This is a genomic window from Pseudomonas sp. GW821-FHT01E10 (assembly GCF_059422365.1).
In genome coordinates, this window is record NZ_JBWKWT010000008.1 from 218,781 (window position 1) to 238,872 (window position 20,092).

19 protein-coding genes, 1 pseudogene and 1 riboswitch are annotated in these 20,092 nt (G+C 60.1%); of the genes and pseudogenes, 17 read left to right on the forward strand and 3 right to left on the reverse strand.

The features are described 5' to 3' along the window. Window positions 1-139: 139 nt before the first annotated feature. A riboswitch (cobalamin riboswitch) is annotated at window positions 140-373 on the forward strand. A gap of 81 nt (window positions 374-454) precedes the next feature. The 14 genes from cobO (at window position 455) to AC07V0_RS16925 (ending at window position 11,957) form a co-directional block, all read left to right on the forward strand. Beyond that, window positions 455-1,066, forward strand: a complete 612-nt coding sequence (gene cobO / locus AC07V0_RS16860; protein ID WP_007936078.1) for a cob(I)yrinic acid a,c-diamide adenosyltransferase — start codon at window positions 455-457, stop codon at window positions 1,064-1,066. Continuing rightward, entirely contained in the window at window positions 1,063-2,388 is a 1,326-nt protein-coding gene (locus tag AC07V0_RS16865) for a cobyrinic acid a,c-diamide synthase CobB (RefSeq protein WP_086945833.1), read from the forward strand. The genes cobO and AC07V0_RS16865 overlap by 4 nt, the downstream gene beginning before the upstream one ends. Beyond that, window positions 2,385-3,035, forward strand: coding sequence for a 5,6-dimethylbenzimidazole synthase (gene bluB / locus AC07V0_RS16870; RefSeq protein ID WP_086945832.1), 651 nt, complete (start codon window positions 2,385-2,387; stop codon window positions 3,033-3,035). The genes AC07V0_RS16865 and bluB overlap by 4 nt, the downstream gene beginning before the upstream one ends. Then, the gene (gene cbiB, locus AC07V0_RS16875; protein WP_018925130.1) at window positions 3,032-3,940 is read left to right on the forward strand and encodes an adenosylcobinamide-phosphate synthase CbiB; all 909 of its coding nucleotides are present in this window, start codon (window positions 3,032-3,034) and stop codon (window positions 3,938-3,940) included. Before bluB ends, cbiB begins: the two co-directional genes overlap by 4 nt. Beyond that, window positions 3,933-4,925, forward strand: coding sequence for a threonine-phosphate decarboxylase CobD (gene cobD / locus AC07V0_RS16880; RefSeq protein ID WP_019648164.1), 993 nt, complete (start codon window positions 3,933-3,935; stop codon window positions 4,923-4,925). Before cbiB ends, cobD begins: the two co-directional genes overlap by 8 nt. Next, complete coding sequence (locus AC07V0_RS16885) at window positions 4,922-6,373, forward strand: cobyric acid synthase (protein WP_086945831.1); 1,452 nt, start codon at window positions 4,922-4,924, stop codon at window positions 6,371-6,373. The genes cobD and AC07V0_RS16885 overlap by 4 nt, the downstream gene beginning before the upstream one ends. Window positions 6,374-6,415: 42 nt before the next feature. After that, the gene (gene cobU / locus AC07V0_RS16890; protein ID WP_064619351.1) at window positions 6,416-6,937 is read left to right on the forward strand and encodes a bifunctional adenosylcobinamide kinase/adenosylcobinamide-phosphate guanylyltransferase; all 522 of its coding nucleotides are present in this window, start codon (window positions 6,416-6,418) and stop codon (window positions 6,935-6,937) included. Beyond that, window positions 6,934-7,989 carry a nicotinate-nucleotide--dimethylbenzimidazole phosphoribosyltransferase gene (cobT, locus tag AC07V0_RS16895; protein ID WP_018925134.1) on the forward strand — a complete coding sequence of 352 codons (1,056 nt, stop codon included), beginning with the start codon at window positions 6,934-6,936 and terminating at the stop codon, window positions 7,987-7,989. The genes cobU and cobT overlap by 4 nt, the downstream gene beginning before the upstream one ends. Beyond that, a complete protein-coding gene (gene cobC / locus AC07V0_RS16900; RefSeq protein WP_086945830.1) occupies window positions 7,986-8,561 on the forward strand; it encodes an alpha-ribazole phosphatase family protein in 576 nt (191 codons plus the stop codon). Before cobT ends, cobC begins: the two co-directional genes overlap by 4 nt. Before the next feature lie 2 nt (window positions 8,562-8,563). Continuing rightward, the gene (locus tag AC07V0_RS16905; protein ID WP_086945829.1) at window positions 8,564-9,295 is read left to right on the forward strand and encodes an adenosylcobinamide-GDP ribazoletransferase; all 732 of its coding nucleotides are present in this window, start codon (window positions 8,564-8,566) and stop codon (window positions 9,293-9,295) included. Between the two features lie 254 nt (window positions 9,296-9,549). Next, complete coding sequence (locus AC07V0_RS16910; protein WP_007898923.1) at window positions 9,550-9,954, forward strand: MarR family winged helix-turn-helix transcriptional regulator; 405 nt, start codon at window positions 9,550-9,552, stop codon at window positions 9,952-9,954. A gap of 52 nt (window positions 9,955-10,006) precedes the next feature. Beyond that, window positions 10,007-11,215 carry an MFS transporter gene (locus AC07V0_RS16915; protein ID WP_064619342.1) on the forward strand — a complete coding sequence of 403 codons (1,209 nt, stop codon included), beginning with the start codon at window positions 10,007-10,009 and terminating at the stop codon, window positions 11,213-11,215. After that, window positions 11,212-11,334: a hypothetical protein gene (locus AC07V0_RS16920; protein ID WP_007936107.1), complete on the forward strand. Its 123-nt coding sequence runs from the start codon at window positions 11,212-11,214 to the stop codon at window positions 11,332-11,334. The genes AC07V0_RS16915 and AC07V0_RS16920 overlap by 4 nt, the downstream gene beginning before the upstream one ends. A gap of 71 nt (window positions 11,335-11,405) precedes the next feature. Then, window positions 11,406-11,957 carry a glutathione peroxidase gene (locus tag AC07V0_RS16925; RefSeq protein WP_018925139.1) on the forward strand — a complete coding sequence of 184 codons (552 nt, stop codon included), beginning with the start codon at window positions 11,406-11,408 and terminating at the stop codon, window positions 11,955-11,957. Between the two features lie 89 nt (window positions 11,958-12,046). Here AC07V0_RS16925 and AC07V0_RS16930 read toward each other — a convergent pair whose 3' ends face one another. The 3 genes and pseudogenes from AC07V0_RS16930 to AC07V0_RS16940 form a co-directional block, all read right to left on the reverse strand. Continuing rightward, window positions 12,047-13,315 (reverse strand): OmpP1/FadL family transporter, encoded by a 1,269-nt coding sequence (locus tag AC07V0_RS16930; RefSeq protein WP_064619339.1) that lies wholly within the window; start codon window positions 13,313-13,315, stop codon window positions 12,047-12,049. Between the two features lie 146 nt (window positions 13,316-13,461). Continuing rightward, window positions 13,462-13,944, reverse strand: coding sequence for a hypothetical protein (locus tag AC07V0_RS16935; protein ID WP_007936111.1), 483 nt, complete (start codon window positions 13,942-13,944; stop codon window positions 13,462-13,464). Window positions 13,945-14,351: 407 nt separating this feature from the next. Next, window positions 14,352-14,473, reverse strand: a pseudogene (locus AC07V0_RS16940) (phosphatidylcholine/phosphatidylserine synthase); the annotation flags it as partial. A gap of 484 nt (window positions 14,474-14,957) precedes the next feature. Between AC07V0_RS16940 and AC07V0_RS16945 the strand changes: the two are divergent. The 3 genes from AC07V0_RS16945 (at window position 14,958) to AC07V0_RS16955 (ending at window position 20,068) form a co-directional block, all read left to right on the forward strand. Further along, on the forward strand, window positions 14,958-16,007 hold the full coding sequence (locus AC07V0_RS16945; protein WP_018925142.1) for an SGNH/GDSL hydrolase family protein: 1,050 nt from the start codon (window positions 14,958-14,960) through the stop codon (window positions 16,005-16,007). Between the two features lie 177 nt (window positions 16,008-16,184). Further along, window positions 16,185-18,230: an iron-containing redox enzyme family protein gene (locus AC07V0_RS16950; RefSeq protein WP_086945884.1), complete on the forward strand. Its 2,046-nt coding sequence runs from the start codon at window positions 16,185-16,187 to the stop codon at window positions 18,228-18,230. Further along, entirely contained in the window at window positions 18,227-20,068 is a 1,842-nt protein-coding gene (locus AC07V0_RS16955; protein ID WP_086945827.1) for a carbamoyltransferase family protein, read from the forward strand. Before AC07V0_RS16950 ends, AC07V0_RS16955 begins: the two co-directional genes overlap by 4 nt. The last annotated feature ends 24 nt before the right edge of the window (window positions 20,069-20,092 follow it).

A 20,092-nucleotide genomic window follows, 5' to 3' on the forward strand; every position in this document is an offset into this window, starting at 1 on the left:
TATTGTGTTGTGAGGTTGTGGCTCTTTGATATCACTGCTGGCAGTGTGGCACAAGATTGGCGTCAGATAATTGATCAGCGGCAGTTATTCGCCGGAAGGCGTCCCGTCTTTAATTGACGCTCCACCCCCAACCCTCTAACCTTCGCGGCTTGTTTCAGGTGCTCTGTGGCCTTGGTCGACAGAGTGAAACAGGGAAGCCGGTGAGTGGATTTCTTCCAGCGAAGAATGATCACGATCCCGGCGCTGCCCCCGCAACGGTAAATGAGTGAAGACTGCGCCTGATGCCACTGTGTCGATGAACGATGCGGGAAGGCGCGCAGTTGGCCCCGAGCCGCTCATGAGCCCGGAGACCGGCCTGATCCATTCAGCGGCATCACGGTGGGCGATGCCAGGCTTCTTGCCGTCTATTCTTGTGCCTGCCCGCCGTTATCCAGCCTCAACGGAGAGCTCCCCCATGACTGATACCCCCGATCGTGACGAACGCCATCTGGCGCGCATGCTGCGCAAAAAAGCCGTGATCGACGAACGCATCGCCAATTCGCCGAATGAATGCGGCCTGCTGCTGGTGCTGAGCGGCAACGGTAAAGGCAAAAGCAGTTCGGCGTTCGGCATGCTGGCGCGCTCCATGGGCCACGGCATGCAATGCGGTGTGGTGCAGTTCATCAAGGGGCGCAGCAGCACTGGCGAGGAGCTGTTCTTCCGGCGTTTCCCGGAGCAGGTGCGTTTTCATGTGATGGGCGAGGGCTTCACCTGGGAAACCCAGGACCGCCAGCGTGACATCGCCGCCGCCGAAGCTGCGTGGGCGGTGTCCCGCGAACTGCTGAGCGATCCGTCGATTGGCCTGGTGGTACTCGATGAATTGAACATCGCCCTCAAGCACGGTTACCTCGATCTCGATCAGGTGCTCAGCGACTTGCAGGCCCGTCCGCCGATGCAGCATGTGGTGGTCACTGGCCGTGGCGCCAAACCGGAGATGATCGAACTGGCTGACACCGTCACCGAAATGGGCATGATCAAGCACGCCTTCCAGGCCGGGATCAAGGCGCAAAAAGGCGTCGAGTTGTGAATCAACCACGTCAATGCCCGGCGGTACTGATTGCCGCGCCGGCCTCCGGTCAGGGCAAGACCACCGTCACCGCCGCGCTCGCCCGCTTGCACCGCAATCAGGGGCGCAAGGTGCGTGTGTTTAAATGCGGCCCGGACTTTCTCGACCCGATGATTCTCGAGCGCGCCAGCGGTGCACCGGTCTATCAGCTGGACATGTGGATGGTCGGCGAGCAGGAAAGTCGTCGTCTGTTGTGGGAAGCTGCTGGCGAAGCTGACCTGATTCTCATCGAAGGCGTCATGGGGTTGTTCGACGGTACGCCGTCCAGTGCCGACCTGGCGCGGCATTTCGGTGTGCCGGTGCTCGGCGTGATTGACGGCACCGCGATGGCGCAGACGTTTGGCGCACTGGCCCTGGGGCTTGCGCGCTATCAGCCGGATTTGCCGTTTGCCGGTGTGTTGGCCAACCGGGTTGGCACCCTGCGTCATGCGCAATTGCTCGAAGGCAGTCTGACAGAAGGCTTGCGCTGGTACGGCGCGTTGTCCCGGGAGACCGGCATCGAATTGCCGAGTCGGCACCTCGGCCTGGTACAGGCCAGCGAATTGAATGATCTCGATCTGCGCCTCGATGCAGCCGCCGCCTCGCTGGCCAGCAGTTGCGACGTGGCTTTACCGCCGGCCGTGGAATTCGCCGCGCCTGAAGTGATCGCCGCCGAACCATTGCTGGCCGGTGTGCGGATTGCCGTGGCCCGGGACGAAGCCTTTGCGTTTACCTACGGCGCGAGCCTGGATCTGCTGCGGGCGATGGGCGCCGAGTTGTCTTTCTTCTCGCCGATCCGCGACCGCGAGTTGCCGGAGGCAGACAGCCTTTATCTGCCGGGTGGTTACCCTGAATTGCACCATGTGGCGTTGTCACAAAACACGCCAATGCTGACCGCCATCCGCGCTCATCACGCAGCGGGCAAACCGTTGCTGGCCGAGTGTGGCGGCATGCTGTATTTGTTGGATTCGTTGACCGATGTCGAGGGTACTCGCGCTGAATTGGTTGGCTTGCTGACCGGTGATGCGGTGATGCAGAAGCGTTTGGCGGCGTTGGCCTTGCAGGCGGTGGAATTGCCCGAAGGTTTGCTGCGCGGGCACACCTATCACCACTCGCTGACCAGCACCGAGCTTGAGCCGATTGCGCGTGGCCTGAGCCCCAATGGCGGGCGAGGGGCGGAGGCGGTTTATCGTGAGGGGCGGATGACGGCCTCTTATGTGCACTTTTATTTTCCGTCCAATCCGGCGGCGATTGCTGCGTTGTTGGCGCCCGATCGTGAAGCCGTCATCGCGAGCAGGCCATGACAGAAAACGCCTTTTCCGAAGTCGAACGCGATGCGGTCTACCGGGCCATCGGCGAACGCCGTGACATGCGCCACTTCAGCGGCGGCACGGTCGAGCCCGAGTTACTGAGGCGCCTGCTCGAAGCCGCGCACCAGGCGCCGAGCGTCGGCCTGATGCAGCCCTGGCGGTTCATCCGCATCAGCGACCGGGCGCTGCGCGGACAGATCCAGCAACTGGTGGAGGAAGAACGCGTCCGCACCGCCGAAGCCCTCGGCGAGCGCTCCGACGAATTCATGAAGCTCAAGGTCGAAGGCATCCAAGACTGCGCCGAAGTGCTGGTCGCTGCGCTGATGGACGATCGCGAACGGCATATTTTCGGCCGTCGTACGTTGCCGGAAATGGACATGGCCTCGCTGTCCTGTGCCATCCAGAACCTTTGGCTGGCGTCCCGCGCCGAAGGCCTGGGCATGGGCTGGGTGTCGCTGTTCGAACCGCAAGCCTTGGCGAACCTGTTGGGTTTACCGGTCGGGGCCAAGCCTTTGGCCGTTCTTTGCCTGGGGCCGGTCAAGGAATTCTATCCAGCGCCGATGCTGGTACTCGAAGGCTGGGCGCAAGCGCGTCCGCTCAACGAGTTGCTGTATGAAAATTATTGGGGAGTGAGTCAATGAGTGTGGCGTTGTTGAGTGTCGCCGCGGTCGCGCTGGATGCGCTGCTGGGTGAACCCAAACGCTGGCATCCGCTGGTGGCGTTCGGTCGTTTTGCCGATCGCATCGAACAACGTTTCAACTCCGCTGGCCGCGGTTGGCGCAGTCACGGGGTGACGGCCTGGGTGATGGCGGTCGTGCCGCTGACCTTGCTGGTCACCGCGCTGTCCTGGGCACCTTATGTTGGCTGGATCGTCGAGATTCTCGCGCTCTATTGCGCGCTTGGCATGCGCAGCCTCGGCGAGCATGTCGAGCCGGTGGCCAAGGCCCTGCGCAGCGATGATCTGGTTGAGGCGCGCACACGCGTCGGTTATCTGGTCAGCCGTCAGACCAGCGAACTGGACAAAACCGAAGTCGCCCGCGCCGCCACCGAATCGGTGTTGGAGAACGGCAGCGATGCAGTGTTCGCCGCGCTGTTCTGGTTTGCCGTGGCGGGTGCGCCCGGTGTGGTGCTCTATCGTCTGAGCAACACCCTGGATGCGATGTGGGGTTATCGCAACGAACGCTTCGAGCGTTTCGGCTGGGCTGCCGCAAAGATCGACGATGTCCTCAACTACATTCCTGCACGCCTGGTGGCGTTGACCTACGCACTGTTGGGCAAAACCCGACTGGCGCTGAAATGCTGGCGCACCCAGGGGCCGACCTGGGACAGCCCGAATGCCGGGCCGGTGATGGCGGCTGGTGCCGGTGCGTTGGGTGTCGAGTTGGGCGGGGCGGCGATTTATCACGGCGAACTGCATCAGCGTCCGCAGTTGGGCGAAGGCGTGCCGGCGGATGCCGATTCCATCGACCGTGGCTGGCAATTGGTCCAGCGCGGGGTATGGTTATGGCTGCTGATTCTCTGCGTGGGGGCTGAATTCTATGCTTGAACACGGTGGCCGGTTGCGCAAGGCAGCACTTGAATACGGTATCGCCGAAGCCGATTGGCTCGACCTGTCCAGTGGTCTTGCGCCCTGGCCATTCCCGGTTCCGGATATCCCGCTGCGGGCCTGGGCACGTTTGCCGGAAACCGATGACGGTCTGGAGCAAGCTGCCTGCGACTATTACGGTGCGGCCCAGGTGTTGCCCGTGGCCGGTTCGCAAATGGCGATTCAGTTGCTGCCGCGTTTGCGCAGGGCCGGCAAGGTCGGTGTGCTGTCGCCGTGTTACGCCGAGCACGCCGAAGCCTGGCGTCGCAACGGTTATGTCGTGCGTGAAGTCCTGGAGTCGGAAGTCGATTTCTTTCTCGACAACCTGGACGTGCTGGTGGTGGTCAATCCGAACAATCCCACGGGTCTGAGCCTGACCCCGGCCCGCCTGCTGGATTGGCATGCGCGGCTGGCCCAGCGCGGTGGCTGGTTGGTGGTGGACGAGGCGTTCATGGACAACACACCGCATTTGAGTCTGGCACCGTTCACCAACCAGATCGGCTTGATCGTGCTGCGTTCCTTCGGCAAGTTTTTCGGCCTGGCCGGTGTGCGGCTCGGGTTTGTGCTGGCCGAGCGCAAGTTGCTCAAACTGTTGGCCGAGCAGGTCGGGCCTTGGGCGGTCAGTGGGCCGACCCGCGTCTTGGGCCAGGCGTGCCTGACGGATACGGACGGGCACACCCGACAGCGCATTCGCACTGACGAAGCTGGCGAGCGTCTGGCGTTGCTGCTTGAGCAGTATGGTTTCAAACCTCAGGGCGGTTGCGCGTTGTTCCAGTGGCTGATCACCGAGCGCGCCCAAGCGCTGCATGAATTCATGGCCCGGCGTGGCATTCTGCTGCGGTTGTTCACCCACAACAGCAGCCTGCGTTTTGGTTTACCTGCGGATGAAGCGGACTGGTCGCGCCTCGAACAAGCCCTGCAAATCCATGCCAAGGAAAACCCATGACAACGTTGATGGTGCAAGGCACCACATCCGATGCCGGTAAAAGCACACTGGTGACGGCACTGTGTCGCTGGGTCACGCGCCAAGGCGTGAGCGTGGTGCCGTTCAAGCCGCAGAACATGGCCCTCAACAGTGCGGTGACCGCCGACGGTGGCGAGATAGGTCGCGCTCAGGCGGTGCAGGCCCAGGCTTCAAACCTTGAACCGCACACCGACATGAACCCGGTGCTGCTTAAACCCAACAGTGATACCGGCGCCCAAGTGATCATCCATGGCCGCGCCGTCACCACCATGAATGCGGTCGCCTATCACGACTACAAAGCCATCGCCATGCAGGCGGTGCTGGCCTCCCATGAACGGCTGAGCGCGGCGTATCCGCTGGTGTTGGTTGAAGGGGCGGGCTCGCCGGCCGAGATCAACCTGCGCGCCGGCGACATCGCCAACATGGGGTTTGCCGAGGCGGTGGACTGCCCGGTGGTGCTGATTGCCGACATCAATCGCGGCGGAGTTTTCGCGCATTTGGTCGGTACGCTGGAGCTGCTGTCGCCGAGCGAACAGGCGCGGGTCAAAGGCTTCATCATCAACCGTTTTCGCGGCGACATCGCCTTGCTGCAACCGGGGCTGGACTGGCTGGAAGCGCGCACCGGCAAACCGGTGATCGGCGTGTTGCCTTATGTGATGGACCTGCATCTTGAGGCCGAGGACGGCCTCGATCAGCGTCAGGCCGACAAGGCCGATCAAGTGCTCAACGTGGTGGTGCCGGTGCTGCCGCGCATCAGCAACCACACCGATTTCGATCCACTGCGCCTGCATCCGCAAGTGGACCTGCAATTCATCGGCCCCGGCCAGGCGATTCCACCGGCCGACCTGATGATTCTCCCGGGTTCGAAAAGCGTACGCAGCGACCTCGCGTACCTGCGGAGCAACGGCTGGGACTCGGCGATCGCGCGGCACTTGCGCTACGGCGGCAAAGTGCTGGGAATCTGCGGCGGCCTGCAAATGCTCGGTGAGCAGGTGCATGACCCGCTGGGCCTCGAAGGCGCGCCGGGTTCCAGTGCCGGTTTGGGTTTGCTGGCGTTCGAAACGCAGCTCGAAGAAGAGAAGCAGTTGCGCAACGTACGTGGGCGTCTGGCGCTGGAAGATGCGCAGGTCAGCGGCTATGAAATTCATGCCGGCGTGACCACCGGGCCGGCGCTGGAAAACGCCGCCGTGCAGCTGGACGATGGTCGCAGCGATGGTGCGCAAAGTGCCGATGGGCAGATTTTCGGTACGTACCTGCATGGCCTGTTCGAATCACCGGCGGCGTGCAGTGCACTGTTGCGTTGGGCTGGTTTGCAGGAGGTGCAGGAGGTGGATTACCACGGGTTGCGCGAGCGCGATATCGAGCGGTTGGCGGATCTGGTGGAGAAGCATCTGGATACCTCGCTGTTGCGTGAACTCTGCGGTTTTTGAGGTGGCTGCACTGGCCTCATCGAAGATTTTAAGGAATGAACCATGCTGCAACTGATCCTCGGCGGCGCCCGCTCCGGCAAAAGTCGTCTGGCTGAAAAGCTGGCGACTGACAGTCAGCTCCACGTCACTTACATCGCCACCAGCCAACCCCTGGACGGTGAAATGAACGAGCGGGTGGCCCATCACCGTGCCCGTCGTCCGGCCGAATGGGCGTTGATCGAGGAACCGCTGGAGCTGGCCCGCGTACTGCGCGAAAGCGCCGGCGTCGACCGTTGCGTGCTGGTGGATTGCCTGACGCTGTGGCTGACCAATCTGCTGATGCTCGACGACGCCGAGCGCCTGTCGGCCGAGCGCGAGGCCCTGCTGGACTGCCTGGCATCGTTGCCGGGTGAAATCATTTTTGTCAGCAACGAGACCGGAATGGGTGTCGTGCCGCTGGGCGAATTGACTCGCCGCTATGTCGATGAAGCCGGTTGGCTGCATCAAGCCTTGGCCGAGCGCTGCCAACGTGTCGTCCTGACCGTCGCCGGCCTGCCCCTGACTTTGAAAGGAACTGCATTATGACTCACACCTGGTGGCTGAACCCGTGCAAGCCAATCGATGCACAAGTGGTCGAACAGGCGCAGGCGCGTCAACAGCAACTGACCAAGCCTGCCGGTTCCCTCGGCCAGCTCGAAGCGGTGGCGGTGCAACTGGCCGGGTTGCAGGGGCAGGTCAAGCCGACCCTCGATCAGCTGTGGATCGCGATTTTTGCCGGTGACCATGGCGTGGTCGCCGAAGGGGTGTCGGCGTTTCCGCAGGAAGTCACCGGACAGATGCTGCACAACTTCGTCAGCGGCGGCGCGGCGATCAGCGTGTTGGCGCGGCAGTTGGGCGCGTCCCTTGAAGTAGTCGACCTCGGCACCGTTACGCCGTCATTGAATCTGCCGGGTGTGCGTCACCTGAACGTCGGCCCGGGCACGGCGAATTTCGTCCAGGGCCCGGCGATGACTCAGGCCCAGGGCGAACTCGCCTTGCAGGCTGGTCGCGACAGTGTGCAGCGCGCCATCGCGGCAGGCGCGCAGTTGTTCATCGGCGGCGAAATGGGCATCGGCAATACCACGGCGGCCAGCGCCTTGGCCTGTGCTTTGCTCGATTGCCCGGTGGTGCACCTGGCCGGACCGGGCACTGGCCTGAACGCGGCGGGTGTCAGCCATAAAGCCCAGGTCATCGAGCGCGCCTTGGCGTTGCATGGTGCTCAGCGTGGCGATGCGCTGCAAACCTTGTTCAACCTCGGCGGTTTCGAAATCGCTGCGCTGGTTGGCGCGTACCTGGCTTGTGCTCAGGAAGGCGTCGCGGTGTTGGTCGACGGGTTTATTTGCAGCGTCGCCGCGCTGGTGGCGGTGCGTCTGAATCCGGCCTGTCGTGAGTGGTTGCTGTTCGGTCATCGTGGTGCCGAGCCAGGTCATCGCCATGTGCTGGAAACCCTGAACGCCGAACCGTTGCTGGACCTCGGCCTGCGGTTGGGCGAGGGCAGTGGTGCGGCGTTGGCCGTGCCATTGCTGCGCCTGGCCTGCGACCTGCACGGACAGATGGCAACATTCGCCGAAGCCGCAGTGGCGGATCGCCCGGCATGACCTTGCGCCTGGACCTGTTGCGTCATGGCGAAACCGAACTCGGTGGCGGCCTGCGCGGCAGCCTCGATGACGCGCTGACCGGCAAGGGCTGGGAGCAGATGCGCGCTGCGGTGGTTGAGCAGGGCCCTTGGGATCGCTTGGTCAGCTCGCCGTTGCAGCGTTGTGCACGCTTTGCTGAAGAGCTTGGGACGCAACTGGGGTTGCCGGTGCAGCTGGAAAAGGATCTGCAAGAGCTGCACTTCGGCGCTTGGGAAGGGCAGAGCGCCGCGGCGCTGATGGAAACCAGTGCCGAGGCATTGGGCTTGTTCTGGGCCGATCCCTATTCGTTTACGCCGCCTGATGGTGAGCCGGTTGCCGACTTTTCGACGCGGGTGTTGGCGGCCATTGAGCGGTTGCACGCGGCCTATGCGGGTGAGCGGGTCCTGCTAATCAGTCATGGCGGCGTCATGCGATTGTTGCTGGCGCAAGCGCGCGGATTGCCGCGTGAGCAGTTGCTCAACGTTGAGGTCGGCCATGGCGCGTTGTTCTCGTTGACGGTTGAATCTGGCGCCTTGTTAAGGGAAGCGATCTGATCATGTTGCCGTTCTGGATCGCCCTGCAATTTCTCAGCAGCCTGCCGATTCGCCTGCCGGGCATGCCGACGCCCGAGGAGTTGGGCCGGTCGCTGCTGTTTTATCCGCTGGTCGGCGTGCTGTTCGGCGCCATTCTGTGGGCGTTGAACGGGCTGTTGCAGGGCGCGCCGTTGTTGCTTCATGCCGCACTGTTATTGACTGTGTGGGTGTTGCTCAGCGGAGCGTTGCACCTGGATGGCCTGGCCGATAGCGCCGATGCGTGGCTCGGTGGTTATGGCGACCGTGAGCGCACTCTCACGATCATGAAAGACCCGCGTAGCGGGCCGATCGCGGTGGTAACGCTGGTGCTGGTGCTGCTGCTCAAGTTCGCCGCGTTGCTGGCGTTGATTGAGCAGCAGCACAGCGTGGTGTTGATCATCGTTCCACTGATTGCTCGCAGCGCGCTGTTGGGATTATTCCTGACTACACCTTACGTGCGTCCTGGTGGATTGGGGCAGGCGCTGGCCGATCATCTGCCGCGTTTGGCCGGGAAACAGGTGTTGGTGATCAGTGCGGTGGCGTGTGTGTTGATCGCGGGCCTCAGCGGTGTGTGGGCGCTTGCGCTGGCAGCTGTGGTGTTTGTCTGGTTGCGGAAAGTCATGATGCGGCGATTGGGCGGGACGACTGGCGACACTGCCGGGGCGTTGCTGGAATTGCTGGAAGTGGCGCTGCTGGTGGGGTTGGCGCTGCTCTGAGTCCCCGTAGAAGCGAGGCTTGTCAGCCAGTTAAGCCGTTTCAGGTGCAGCACACTCTTTGTAGCAGCTGCCGAGCTCGCGAGGCTGCGTTCGGCTGCGAAGCAGTCGCGAGTTCGGCTGAGGCGGTCTGCCTGATGCACCGCAAGTTCTGATTTTACGACTGCTGCGCAGCCGAACGCAGGCTTCGCCAGCTGCTACAGGTAAAATGTGTCGAAATATTTGCTTTCATTTAACCGCGGGTATATACACGCACCATGCTTCCTTCTCAATGTTTGTGCACTAACCTGCGTCGCGCCGCTCGTGGCGTCAGCAGGCATTACGACGGCGCGCTCGACGGCTTCGGGATCAACGTTGCCCAGTATTCTCTGCTGTGCAACCTGCAGCGTCTGGATCAGCCGAGCATCTCGACACTGGCCGAGGCCATGGGCCTGGATCGCAGCACCCTGGGGCGCAATCTTCGGGTGCTGGAAGGTGAAGGTCTGGTGACGCTGGTCGAGGGCGAAGACATGCGCAATCGCATCGTCCTGCTCACCGAGACGGGGCGCGAACGTCTGGCAGCGGCCTTGCCAGCCTGGGAAGCGGCGCAGCAGCGGTTGATCGACCGTCTGGGTGCCGAGAAGCGTGAAACCTTGCTGAAACTGCTGGACGAACTGGCTTGAGGCCAGTTTTTTCGATCTTAAGCGGGTATATACCCGCTACCGGAGAACAATAATGACATCGATGTGGCGTACGTGCGGTTGGGTGCTGTTGGGCAGTGCGCTGATTCTGGCGTTGTCCCTGGGGGTGCGACACGGCTTCGGGTTGTTTCTGGCGCCGATGAGTGCCGAATTCGGCTGGGGTCGCGAAGTGTTTGCCTTCGCCATTGCCCTGCAGAACCTGATCTGGGGCCTGGCGCAGCCATTCACCGGCGCATTGGCCGACCGCTTTGGCGCCGCAAAGGTGGTGTTGATCGGTGGTGTTCTGTACGCCCTGGGCCTGATGTTCATGGGGTTGTCCGATTCGGCGGTGACCTTGTCCTTGAGCGCCGGGTTGTTGATCGGTATCGGTCTGTCCGGCACCTCGTTCTCGGTGATCCTTGGCGTGGTCGGCCGTGCCGTACCACCGGAAAAACGCAGTATGGGCATGGGGATCGCCAGTGCTGCCGGTTCCTTCGGTCAATTCGCCATGTTGCCCGGCACGCTGGGGCTGATCGGCTGGCTGGGCTGGTCTGCGGCATTGCTGGTGCTGGGCCTGCTGGTGGCGTTGATCGTGCCGCTGGTGAGCATGCTTAAAGACAAACCGTTGCCGGTGCTTGGGCATGAGCAAACCCTCTCTGAAGCGCTACACGAAGCCTGCTCCCATTCAGGGTTCTGGTTGTTGGCGTTCGGCTTTTTTGTCTGCGGTTTTCAAGTGGTGTTCATCGGTGTGCACCTGCCGGCGTATCTGGTGGATCAACACCTGCCAGCCTCCGTCGGCACCACGGTGCTGGCGCTGATCGGGCTGTTCAATATCTTCGGTACCTATACCGCAGGCTGGCTTGGCGGACGGATGTCCAAACCGCGCTTGCTCACCGCTCTGTATCTGTTGCGGGCGGTGGTGATTGCACTGTTCCTCTGGGCACCCGTCACTCAGGTCACGGCCTATTTGTTCGGCATGGCCATGGGTTTCCTCTGGCTGTCGACGGTGCCCTTGACCAACGGCACGGTGGCAACCTTGTTTGGTGTCCGAAATCTGTCCATGCTCGGCGGGATTGTTTTCCTGTTCCACCAGTTGGGCTCGTTCCTCGGCGGCTGGTTGGGCGGGGTGGTGTATGACCGAACCGGGAGCTACGACTTGATCTGGCAGGTGGCGATTCTCTTGAGTCTGATGGCCGCAGCCCTGAACTGGCCAGTACGGGAGCAGCCGGTGGCGCGCCTGCAAACCCAGGTGAGTGCCGCATGAACAGTCTTTGGCCGCGGATGGCAGCCATCGCCGTCGGCGTATTGCTGCTGGCCCTGGTTTGGTGGGGCTGGCATCAGGGTGGGCTGGCATTGATGCAGCTGGGCATGGGTGCTTGCTAGCGAGCTGCTTGCTAGCGAGCGGCGAAGGCGAGTAGTTTCGCGTTCTGACGATTGCTCAAGGATGCACCGACATGCCGATGCGCTGGCTTGCAGTTCCTGCGTTGCTGATGTTTTTTTCCGGGCTGGCTCAGGCAGCAGAATGCCCGGAGCTGTTGCAAGGCTCATTGCCGAAGCTGCGCGCCAAGGAATCCATCGATTTGTGCCAGCGCTTCGCCGGCAAACCGTTGGTGGTGGTCAATACCGCAAGCTTCTGTGGCTTCGCCCCGCAGTTCAAAGGTCTTGAGGCGCTGTATCAGCGCTACAAGGATCAAGGGCTTGAGGTGGTCGGTGTTCCATCCAATGACTTCAGGCAAGAGTCCAAGGATGGTGCAGAGACTGCCAAGGTCTGTTATGTGAATTACGGCGTGACCTTCACCATGACCGAACCGCAGAAAGTCCGCGGCGATGACGCCACGCATTTGTTCAAGGTCCTTGCCGAGCAAAGCAGTTCGCCGAAGTGGAATTTCTACAAATACGTGGTCGATCGCCAAGGCAACGTGATCGCCAATTTCTCCAGCCTGACCAAGCCCGACAATCCCGAGTTCATCGAGGCGGTGGAGAAAGCCCTGGCCTCGAAGCCCTGATCGACGCGCACTAAAAAGCCCCGCCTCTGTACAAGAGTGCGGGGCTTTTTCAATTCAGGCGGCGAGGGGTTCAGGTTCGCCGTGAATGATCAGAAACGGTAGGTCGCGCCTACACCGAAACCGTTTGCCCAGTTTTCATACTTGGCGTTGTAGCTCTGGCGGCCGTTGCTGTTGTTGACCTTGACCGACTCTTCGCGCAGGTACGAGTACGCTACGTCGATGGTCAGGTCGTCGGTCGGACTCCAGCCCGCGCCCAGGCTGAAAATCTTGCGATCGCCAGTCGGAATGCGCGGGGAGCGGTTTTCGTTGTTGGTTGGTGCCTGGTCGACGGACAGACCGGTACGCAGAACCCATTGTTTGTTCAACTGGTACGAAGCACCGATGGCGTGAGCCCAGGTGTCATGCCAGTTCTGTTCTTCGGTGATGGTACCAAACCGGCTGTTCAGGGCTGCAGGGACGCCGCTGTTTTCGACGCTGATTTCTTTCAGGCGGCTCCAGCGAGTCCAGGTGCTGCCCGCGTAGAGGGTCCACTTGTCATCCAGTTGGTGAGTGAGCGAGATATCAACCGACTCAGGAGTCGTTATGTCCAGGGATGCATCGTACTTCTGGTTAGGGTTCTGACCCAGAGCCCCGAGGAGGCTGTAGTTGACCTTGGTGTCACCTTCGAGCTTGTACTTCACTTTCGAGTGGTAGGTCAGGCCAACGCGAGTGCTGTCGGTCGCTTGTACCAAGATGCCGATGTTGTACCCCAGCGCGGTGTCGTCACCTTTGATCTTGACGTTACCGTCCGCTGCGCGCGGGTTTAGTGACAGGTTCGATTCCAGGGTGCCGTCAATGCGGTTGATGGTCGGACCGAAACCGATCGACACCTTGTCGTTGAAGGCATAGCTGATGGTTGGCTGGAGAGTCACGATTTTGACTTCGCTTTTACTGCCGAAGTAACGGCCGGCGAAGCCGTTCTCGTAGTCGGTCACCAGACCGAATGGAGCATAGACGCCGAAACCGACTGCCCACTGGTCATCGAGTGGCTTTACGTAGTAGCCCATGGGCACGCCCATGAAAGGGACCATGTCACCTTTGTTGGTACCACCATTCGGGCTGGAGCTGGCATCACTGATGTCAGCGTGCGCGTCGATAAATGCAACACCGCCGGTCACTTGTTCGCGCTTGAGGCGAGACATGCCGGCAGGGTTACCAAAAACAGTGGATGCGTCGTCGGCAGAAGAAGATCGCCCGGCAAAACCTGTCCCCATCCCGCTGATGCTTTGTTCGTTGAGGGCAAAGCCACTGGCGAAGATCTGGGTGGATGCCAAGGCAACGGCGAGGCTAAGGGTGGTTTTGAGCATTACTTTTTTCATTATTAGAACTCCTGGTGATCACCGGAGCGAAAATTACCAACATTTTCGTCCGGGCGCCATAGCCTGTATTGCTTGATTTAGAGCGGTTTTGTAGGACAATCCGACCAAAATCGCGACCTGTTGGGCGATCTTCTGAAATGGGTGAATCAGCAGGCGACCTGATTCAACGATGAAACACAGGTTTGCCAGGCGTAGGTGAAGTCTCGCAAACGACCTTGGGGCTGGAAGGTCTGGCGCCAGATTCGGGCCATTCCCAGCAAGTCATCGGAGGCGGGGAGGGGAGTGTTCTGTTCTTCTACCAGCAGCCAGGCGATGGCTGTGGCATAACGCAGGTTGACGGTCAATTCCAGGTGCGGCCCGCTGAGAAAAGCATGCTGGCTGGCCAGGCCGCGAACCAGGCTCGCCCGCTCCGGGTCCAGGGCCAGGTAGTGATCCCAGAGGGCCTGGTGGCGGGGCTCGGCGATCCGGTACAAGCCGTGTCCACGGCGGTCATGCAGGGCTGAACCAAGGGCTGACTGACTGGCGGCGATGCCCAGCAGCAGGGATTCGGCAGTCGCGCTATGGCGCCCGAGGTAGATCAATGTCGGACGGATCACATAACGGCACAGTTCGCTGGCAGCGATACCCATAAAGCCCTCGAAACATCAAGTGGTCGGCGATACCTGAAGAGGCCTTGGCAGCTGTGGATCGAATCAGGCTCGCCGTAAGCGGATCAAGCCGCTTGAGTTGAAGTGTAGTGTCATTATTTTGCTGTAAAGGACTGTTTTTAAAATATTTCCGGCTTCGAGTTATAACCGTTATATCGGTTGGTGCTTAGGCAATGGCGGCTAAAAGAGAAATATCGGGCGATAAAAACCCCGCTTTTCAGGGTGATGCTGTTCACCTAAGCGGAGCCGCCTTACCGTCCTTGGCCTGGAAGGCCTTGGACGGTGCAGACGCGACTCACTCTATGGGGGGGTGGAGGAAGGTGCTCAGGAGCCGGCGTACGCGACGGCGACGGGTCGATGATGTAAAGGCACAGTGCAACCACGTTCTACGTGGCGGCGAAGCCCTGGAAGGAGTTGTCCTAGCTCTTCATGTTGACATTGCAAAAGCAAACAGCGACGACACCAGAATCAGCGACACGGTCAGCAGCAGGGTGTCGTCAGGCAACTTGATCGGGCATTCATAGGGTTTGTTGATTTACGCGCCTTTTCATGAATATTTTTTTTCTTGGATAAAATGCAGGTGCTTCATTTGACATTTGGGATCCAATGTCTAGAATCGATCGCATGAGCCCCTCGGATGGGCCAAAAAGAATAAAAGTAAGAAGGAAGATACAATGCATGGAAGCTATCCGTATCAGCGTATTGCAGTCTGCAATACCTTCAAATTGCACCTCGCAAAAATCATCACTGAATTTCCCGCCTCGTCGCATTGTGCTGTGAATTATTTTGCTCGCGCACGGTTTTAATTAATCTCGACCTTCATGCATCTAACAGTTTGGATTGTTGATATCCCAAACTTATGGTGCCTGGCTTGCTGTGGGCCGTTATTGGCAGGTTCGCACTTTCGATATTGAATAATCGAAATAGACGTTCGTCCCAAAAAAAGTTGGCTGATCAAATGGAATTCCGATTCTCGCTAAAGGAGTGGCTTGGCCATGTTTAAAAGACGCAAGCGCATTGCGCTGGATGATCCCAGTCTGGAACGTGTGAAGTTAACACCCCAGATGCTCACCTACGATCAATTCGCCAGTCGCAGTCGTTCCCAGTACTTGCCTTATGTGATGGGTTTCAATGCCGCCGATTACCGTTCGGAAGCGATCAATACCGATCGGCTCGGATTTCGCCTGGCCTATGATGCGCAAGGTCGGCCGGTCAGTGTCGGCACCCTCGAGGCCAGCACGCTATCAGAGGTGAATTTACTGGTCGGGGCATCGTCAGCCTTGGGTTACGGGGCTTCCAGTGATGCCGCCTCGGTAGCGAGCCGCCTGTCCACGCATGATCCCGATGCTACGCCATGGCTGAATTTCGCGGGGCATACCTTTAATGCGACCCAGGAATTGATGCTGTTCGTGCTGCATGCTCATCGACTGCCCAAAGTGCGACGCATCGTGATCATGGGCGGCTTCAATACTCTGGTCATGGCGCGTCTTCCTGAGTTCATTCGAGGTGATCTGCCACCGTTCTACTTCTGCGGTGACTATTACGAAAAGTTTGATGAAATTGCTGAGGAAAATGGTGCAGAACTGCCGCCTGGAAAACTTCCAAAATGGCCGGCCGAAACGACTGAGGTTCCGCCTGTTTCGCAAACTCTGGTACGCGCTCTGCAAGACACCATGAATTGTCTGACTACCTGGAAACGCCTCGCGGATTCTTTGGGTGCAGAACTTACGTTTGTTCTCCAGCCCTTGGCGACTTGGGTAAGAACGCCGTGTGCCGAAGAACAGAAGCTGTTCAATGAGCTTGATCAGATTTCCCGGTTTGGTACCTGGCAGCATTTATATGGCGATATATCCGCCCCCACGGTCGCGGAATATTACGCCGATAGTCTGGCCAACAGTTGTCATGACTTGGGTATTCGATTTGCCAGTTTGATCGATGATTTTAGAGAGCGTCCGGATGATGAATGGTTATACGTTGATCGCGCGCACTTTACCGACCTTGGCAGTGATGTCGTAGCACGCGCCATTCATCGATACCTGCAATGAAAATTTAGGGGGCTCTATGTTAAAGCGAATTCGCAAGGCACTTGGTTCTTTGTTCAAGAAAAAGAAAAAAGCCAAGAAGAAAAACAATTCCTCCATATATCCAATGCACTGATGAAGACTAATAGGCAAATCTTTTCCAGCTTCCTCGGGGCAGAGACCGGGGGAGAGGCCAGGCGCATGTTCACGCCGGTCAGCCTGCGCACTTGCCTGGGTGAGGTGCATGGGACGGACTTGGTAGACGTCGACTTCACCAGCCCGGCGGCTTTGGCGGGGCTGGCGAGTGTTGCATGCGAGCGGCTTGGGCCGTTGCGCGACGGATTCCGAAGGTTGGTACAGACAATCGAGGGGAACGAAGCGGATGCCCAGGCGTTGCGTGCCAAGGCGGCGTTGGAGTCGGCTCCCTTTCTGATCGGCAGTCAGCACCTGATTCATGGGGTGTGCGGCAGCTGGAATAATGAAGCACGCCATGCCATGGCAGCGCTTAGTATCCATGCGGCGGATGTGGGTGCCGGTCAGCCAGGGGCCAGTCGTATCCAGCGCTACCTGGAATTGCTGCGTCAGCACGCGCTGGCAGATGCTGGCGAAGATCTCTTGCGAGCAGTGGCCGACCCAAGGATCTCGGACGGAGCCTTCAACTTTGCCTCGACCCTGCTCGTATTGGGGCATTTTCCGGAGTCGCTGACGGCCCAGATCCTGGGGATCAACCTTTACCTGCGTCATTGTGGGCTGTTGCCCTCGTTTGAGTTCATCGCCCATAACGAGCCGTCCGCTCGACAGTTTCTCGATCTGCGTCGCGACCCCGCTGGTAGTGCCGACGATCTTGCCGTGCTCGCCGAAACGGCAGTCCGGGAATTTCTCGTGCAAATGGGCGCTGCCGGAAACGATGGGGTACGCCAAGGCTACCTGTGGGCGCGCCGACAGGCCGAGGAGATGAACGAAGCGCTGCTCGATGTGCTTGAGCGTTGGCTCGATCCGAGAGAGGCGGCGCGCCACCTGATCAGCCGACGTCGGCTGGATGCTTGTCAATACCATGACAAGACTCAGTTGAATAAGGTGCCGATGAAGCCCTTGCTCGCAGTCGACGACTCCTTGAAGTTTCTCGACCATCTTGCCGCCAGCGCTTACGTGCGGGCGGGCAGGCCGGAATCGAGTCCACTGCTCACCAGCCTGATTTCGCCGCGGGGCAAGATGTTCCGAATCTTCAGTCGCGACGATATTGCCATTCTTCACCGCTGGATCTGCGGCTTGCCTTATTCCGATGCGCCCAGGCAGACCCCGGCTTTCCAGGCATGGAAAGACGACGGCAAACTCGCCGGGGCTCTTCGCGAGGTTGCTGAAACCCAAGCGTTGGTCGCCAGATTCAGCCCGCGACAGGCCTACCCGCGCCTGTTGCGAATAGAGCTCACGCCGTCGGAGGAATCCTATGCCGGTCACTACGTGAAGAGCTGGCTGGCCAGGGCCGCCCGTGGCGTCACCAAGGGGTATTGCTCGTTGCCGGAGCGTTGGGCTCCCGGTGTCTTGCAGCAGTGGTTGCAGGGCCAGCATGAAGCTTCCAACCAGGCACTGGAGCAGGACGAAGAGCTGCCGTCTCGCGATGAGGTGGTCGCCGATATCCTGTCCCTGGCGCCGCTGACAATGATCGACGGGGCCTGGCTGGCCGGGTTCGCCCACCCGGCGGTAGCCTCCACGGCGTACGGCAGCAGACTGTTCGAAACGCTTTTCGATGAGTTGGGCAACGGAATCGAGGCGCAGAACCATCCCGTCATCTACCGCCATCTGCTCAAGGCAGTACATGGCGAGTTGCCGGCCACCGCCGACCCTGGATACGCCAACGCCGCTTGCTTCAACGACGAGAACTTCGAGCTGCCCGTGTTCTGGTTGTCTATCGGGCGATATCCCCAAACCTACTGCCCGGAGATTCTCGGGCTGAACCTGGCGATGGAGCTATCCGGAGTAGGGGGCGGTTATCGGCGTACCCACAAGGCGTTGGTTGCCTATGGCTATCCGACGATGTTCGTCGATCTGCACAACTCCATCGACAACATCTCCACCGGGCATACGGCATGGGCTGCCGCGAGTCTGGATACCTACCTTTGTGCTTTTTCTCGTAGTGACCGTGATGAACTCTGGGCGCGCGTCCGTAATGGATTCGTCGCGCTCAATCCACCCAGGGAGCAAACAATGCTGGATAAGTTTCGCGAAAAAGTGAGGTCGCTGCTATGACGATTACGCTTGGCATCTCTGCCTTTTATCACGACAGCGCGGCCACTCTGGTAGTGGACGGCAAGATCGTTGCCGCGGCCCAGGAAGAGCGTTTCAGCCGGATACGGCATGACCCGGGTTTCCCACGCAAGGCCATCGAGTACGTCCTGAGGAACGCAGGTATAAACCTGGCCGATGTCGACCATGTCGCCTATTACGAAGACCCGGCACTGAAGTTCCGTCGGGTACTCTCGACGGCCGCCGTGGCCGGGCTTTCGGCAGCGCGCACCTACGCACCGGTGCTTGGCGAATGGCTATCAACCAAGCGCCGGATGGACCGTGAGGTCGTGCGTCATCTCAGAGCGATGGGAGACCGGGACGGTCGCCGAATCGAAGTGCATGGTCACCACGAGTCCCACGCTGCATCGGCATTTTTCCCCAGTCCTTTCGAGAGCGCCGCGATCCTGTGTATCGACAGTGTCGGCGAGTGGGCGACGACCACCATCTGGCACGGCAGGCCAGAAGGTATAAAGCTGGTTGCCGAGTTGTCCTTTCCCCATTCGCTGGGCCTGCTTTATTCGGCCTTCACCTATTTCTGCGGCTTCAAGGTGGACTCCGGCGAATACAAACTCATGGGACTTGCGCCATATGGCAAGCCCCATTACGTCGACACGATCCTCTCGCATCTGATCGATGTGAAGCCCGATGGCAGCTTCAGGCTCGACTGGACCAAGTTTGAGTTCATCAAAGGCCAGGTTATGACGGGCGATGCCTTTGAGCAGCTGTTCGGTGGCCCCCGGCGCTTGCCCGAGGCCCCCCTTACCGATCGCGAGTTCGATTTGGCCGCATCGGTGCAGAAAGTCACGGAGATCGTCGTTTCGCGCCTGGCCAAGACCGCCCGTGAGCTCACTGGCGAGACCGCACTGTGCATGGCCGGGGGCGTTGCCCTCAACTGCGTAGCCAACGGCGTGATCTCGCGTGAGCGGATATTCGACCGTCTGTGGGTGCAACCGGCGGCTGGCGATGCGGGTGGCTCGCTGGGCGCCGCGCTGCTGACTGACCGCAAGTATCGCGGCGTAGCAAGCCGCGAACTGCCTGCTGGCGTGCGTGATGGCATGAGCGGAGCATTGCTTGGGCCGGAGTACAGCGAAGAGCAGATCAGGGACGAACTGGAAGCCTGCGGCGCTGTTTTTCACAGGCTTTCGCCGGAAGAGCTCGACCAGCGGGTGAGCACCAGCATCGAGGACGGCGGGGTCATCGGCTGGTTCCAGGGGCGAATGGAGTTCGGTCCGCGATCGCTTGGCAGCCGTTCGATCCTGGGTGATCCGCGCCGCTCGGACACCCAGTCAAACATGAACCTGCGCATCAAGTTCCGCGAGTCCTTCCGCCCCTTCGCTCCCGTGGTGCTTGAGGAAAAAGCGGCAGACTACTTCGACATCGTCGAGGAAAGCCCCTACATGCTGGTGGTCTCGCCCATTGCAACGGGCATTCGCAAGGCGATCCCACAGGAGAGTGCGCGGCTTACCGGGATCGACTTGCTCAAGTTGGTGCGTAGCGATCTGCCGGCAATCACCCACGTGGACTTCTCGGCAAGGGTGCAGACCGTTGACCGGGAGCGCAACCCGCGGTTCCGGGCGCTGCTTGAACACTTCTATCAGCGTTCAGGGTGTCCTGTATTGGTCAACACCTCGTTCAACGTGCGCGGTGAGCCGATTGTGAACACGCCGTTCGAAGCCTATCGCTGCTTCATGCGTACCAACATGGATGTGCTGGCGATTGGCGACTTCTACCTCGATAAATCGGAGCAGCCTCAGTTCGAGGAGGCGGTCGACTGGCGCGAGACAGTACCGCTGGATTAACTCTTTCATACACTAGGGAAGGTG

Coding starts and splice junctions, on each gene's coding strand:
- cobO (WP_007936078.1), top strand. CDS start 455: ATGACTGATACCCCCGATCGTGACGAACGCCATCTGGCGCGCATGCTG.
- bluB (WP_086945832.1), top strand. CDS start 2,385: ATGACAGAAAACGCCTTTTCCGAAGTCGAACGCGATGCGGTCTACCGG.
- cbiB (WP_018925130.1), top strand. CDS start 3,032: ATGAGTGTGGCGTTGTTGAGTGTCGCCGCGGTCGCGCTGGATGCGCTG.
- cobD (WP_019648164.1), top strand. CDS start 3,933: ATGCTTGAACACGGTGGCCGGTTGCGCAAGGCAGCACTTGAATACGGT.
- AC07V0_RS16885 (WP_086945831.1), top strand. CDS start 4,922: ATGACAACGTTGATGGTGCAAGGCACCACATCCGATGCCGGTAAAAGC.
- cobU (WP_064619351.1), top strand. CDS start 6,416: ATGCTGCAACTGATCCTCGGCGGCGCCCGCTCCGGCAAAAGTCGTCTG.
- cobT (WP_018925134.1), top strand. CDS start 6,934: ATGACTCACACCTGGTGGCTGAACCCGTGCAAGCCAATCGATGCACAA.
- cobC (WP_086945830.1), top strand. CDS start 7,986: ATGACCTTGCGCCTGGACCTGTTGCGTCATGGCGAAACCGAACTCGGT.
- AC07V0_RS16905 (WP_086945829.1), top strand. CDS start 8,564: ATGTTGCCGTTCTGGATCGCCCTGCAATTTCTCAGCAGCCTGCCGATT.
- AC07V0_RS16910 (WP_007898923.1), top strand. CDS start 9,550: ATGCTTCCTTCTCAATGTTTGTGCACTAACCTGCGTCGCGCCGCTCGT.
- AC07V0_RS16915 (WP_064619342.1), top strand. CDS start 10,007: ATGACATCGATGTGGCGTACGTGCGGTTGGGTGCTGTTGGGCAGTGCG.
- AC07V0_RS16920 (WP_007936107.1), top strand. CDS start 11,212: ATGAACAGTCTTTGGCCGCGGATGGCAGCCATCGCCGTCGGCGTATTG.
- AC07V0_RS16925 (WP_018925139.1), top strand. CDS start 11,406: ATGCCGATGCGCTGGCTTGCAGTTCCTGCGTTGCTGATGTTTTTTTCC.
- AC07V0_RS16930 (WP_064619339.1), bottom strand. CDS start 13,315: ATGAAAAAAGTAATGCTCAAAACCACCCTTAGCCTCGCCGTTGCCTTG.
- AC07V0_RS16935 (WP_007936111.1), bottom strand. CDS start 13,944: ATGGGTATCGCTGCCAGCGAACTGTGCCGTTATGTGATCCGTCCGACA.
- AC07V0_RS16945 (WP_018925142.1), top strand. CDS start 14,958: ATGTTTAAAAGACGCAAGCGCATTGCGCTGGATGATCCCAGTCTGGAA.
- AC07V0_RS16950 (WP_086945884.1), top strand. CDS start 16,185: ATGTTCACGCCGGTCAGCCTGCGCACTTGCCTGGGTGAGGTGCATGGG.
- AC07V0_RS16955 (WP_086945827.1), top strand. CDS start 18,227: ATGACGATTACGCTTGGCATCTCTGCCTTTTATCACGACAGCGCGGCC.